Raw genomic sequence first — 2,468 nt, 5'->3', positions numbered from 1 at the left:
TGTGAACAAGCATGCAATTTTGACCCCGTAGAGGGGTGATCGGCGTCCAAAAATGACCCCCTTACACTGATGTGGATAATGCCCCCGAGGCTATCGGGGAGCACAGTGTGGGATGTTGGTTGTGGAGACGATTGCGAAGATCCGGCGGGCGTATTTTCAGGACAAGAAGCCGATTAAGCAGATTTGCCGGGAGTTACGGGTATCGCGGAACACGGTGCGCAAGGTAATCCGATCCGGTGTGACGGAGCTCACCTACGAGCGGACGGTCCAGCCGCAGCCGAAGATTGGGCCCTGGAAAGACAAGCTCGACGAGATGCTGGCGGTGAACGCGCGCAAGCCCAAGCGTGAGAGGCTGACCCGGATCAGGATCTTCGAAGAACTCAGAGCCCTCGGATATGACGGCGGCTACGATGCCGTCCGGCGCTACGCGGCCTCATGGTCCAAGGAGGAACAGGAGGCGTCGGCCGCTGCCTATGTGCCGCTGACCTTCGATCCTGGTGAGGCCTATCAGTTTGACTGGAGCCATGAAGTCGTTGTGATCGATGGCGCGACGACAACAGTGAAGGTGGCGCACGTCCGCCTTTGCCATAGCCGAATGCTGTTCGTGCGAGCCTACCCGCGCGAGACACAGGAGATGGTTTTCGACGCCCACGACAAGGCCTTTGCCTTCTTTGGCGGAGCTTGCGCTCGGGGGATTTATGACAACATGAAGACGGCGGTAGATACAATCTTTGTCGGTCGCGACCGCGCCTACAATCGCCGGTTCCAGCAGATGTGCGGGCATTACTTGGTCGATCCCGTCGCTTGCACCCCCGCCTCGGGCTGGGAGAAGGGGCAGGTCGAGAACCAGGTCGGCGTTGTCCGGCGACGGTTCTTCGTCCCGCGACCGAAGTTCAAAAGCTATGCCGAACTCAACGCTTGGCTTGAAGACCGGTGCGTTGCCTGGGCCAAGTCCAACCCGCACCCCGAACTCCGGGATCGGACAACTTGGGAGGTGTTCGAGCAAGAACGCGCCAGCTTGGTGCCGTATGTCGGCCCCTTCAATGGCTTCCACGCGCTGCCTGCCTCGGTGTCCAAAACCTGCCTCGTTCGGTTCGACAAGAACCGCTACTCGGTGGATGGCCGAGCCGTCGGTCGCCCAGTTGAGATCCGTGCTTATGCTGAGCGGGTCGAGTTCTGGCAGGAAGGGAAGATTGTGGGGCAGCACGACCGAGCCTTCGGCCGCGACAAGGCGATTTACAACCCGCTGCATTACATCCCTGTTCTGGCTCGCAAACCTGGCGCGCTCAGGAATGGCGCGCCCTTTAAGGACTGGGAGCTGCCGCCAGCAATCAGGCGTGTGCAGCGCAAGCTTGGGAAGGTGCCGAACGGCGGCCGCCAGATGGTTCAGATCCTGAGCATGATCCCGACTGACGGGCTGGATGCCGTGGATGCCGCTTGTGCCGAAGCCCTGAATGAAGGGGCTCCCGCCGCCTCAGTCATCATCAACATCTTGGCCCGACGTCGTGAGCCGCCGCCGCCGATGACCATTGATACGCCGGACGCGTTGCGGCTGACTTGCCAGCCCGTGGCCGATTGCCAACGTTACGACAGCCTCAGGAGACCCGACCATGGAAAGATCACAAGTGCTGGATGCGATGAGCCATCTGAAGCTCTACGGCATGAAAGCCGCCTACGATGAGATCATCACGACAGCAGTGAAGCGTCAGCACGAACCACAACAGATCGTCGGCGACCTCTTGAACGCCGAGATCAGCGAGAAGCAGGCGCGTTCGATCAGATACCAGATGAGGATTGCCAAACTACCACTGGCCAAGGAGGTCGATGAGTTCAGCTTCGAGAACACGCCGGTCAACGAGACGCTGGTGCGCGATTTGGCCTCCGGAGAGTTCCTTGAACATCAACGCAACGTCGTGCTGATCGGCGGCACCGGGACCGGCAAATCCCATCTTGCCGTGAGCATCGCCAGGGCCTGCATCCGCCGTGGTAAGCGCGGCCGCTTCTTCAACGTCGTCGACCTTGTGAACAAACTCGACGCCGAAGCCCGCGCAGATCGCCAGGGGCGCACTGCGGATCTCTTATGCCGCCTCGACTTTCTGATCCTCGACGAACTCGGCTATCTACCCTTCGCACAGACAGGCGGCCAGCTGCTCTTCCACCTCGTCAGTCGCCTCTACGAGCGCACGTCCATCATCGTGACGACCAACCTCGACTTCGGTGAGTGGCCATCAGTCTTCGGAGACGCCAAGATGACGACAGCACTGCTCGATCGCCTTACCCACCACTGCGACATCGTCGAAACCGGCAACGAGAGCTGGCGCTTCAAGACCCGCGAATGACCTAAACCCCGCTGGCCCGATACGGCTGCGCTGTATGAAGGCTACACCGCATCGGGCCAGCTACCGAGCGCTCCGATGGGGGTCATTTTTGGATGCCGATAGGGGGTCAAGATTGCCTGCCGATTGACA

2 protein-coding genes are annotated in these 2,468 nt (G+C 60.3%); both read left to right on the top strand.

The window, feature by feature from the left end; genetic code table 11:
* Positions 1 to 112 precede the first annotated feature (112 nt).
* Entirely contained in the window at positions 113 to 1,681 is a 1,569-nt protein-coding gene (gene istA, locus ACGYLI_RS18035) for an IS21 family transposase (protein WP_276155222.1), read from the top strand.
* Positions 1,611 to 2,339, top strand: coding sequence for an IS21-like element ISPkr1 family helper ATPase IstB (gene istB, locus ACGYLI_RS18030; protein ID WP_209219489.1), 729 nt, complete (start codon positions 1,611 to 1,613; stop codon positions 2,337 to 2,339). The genes istA and istB overlap by 71 nt, the downstream gene beginning before the upstream one ends.
* Positions 2,340 to 2,468 lie beyond the last annotated feature (129 nt).

The organism is Sulfitobacter sp. 1A13421 (assembly GCF_043557285.1).
In the GTDB taxonomy this organism is placed as follows: Bacteria; Pseudomonadota; Alphaproteobacteria; order Rhodobacterales; family Rhodobacteraceae; genus Sulfitobacter; species Sulfitobacter faviae.
Note: the sequence above shows the minus strand (reverse complement) of the source record. Positions and strands in the feature narration are given on the sequence as shown.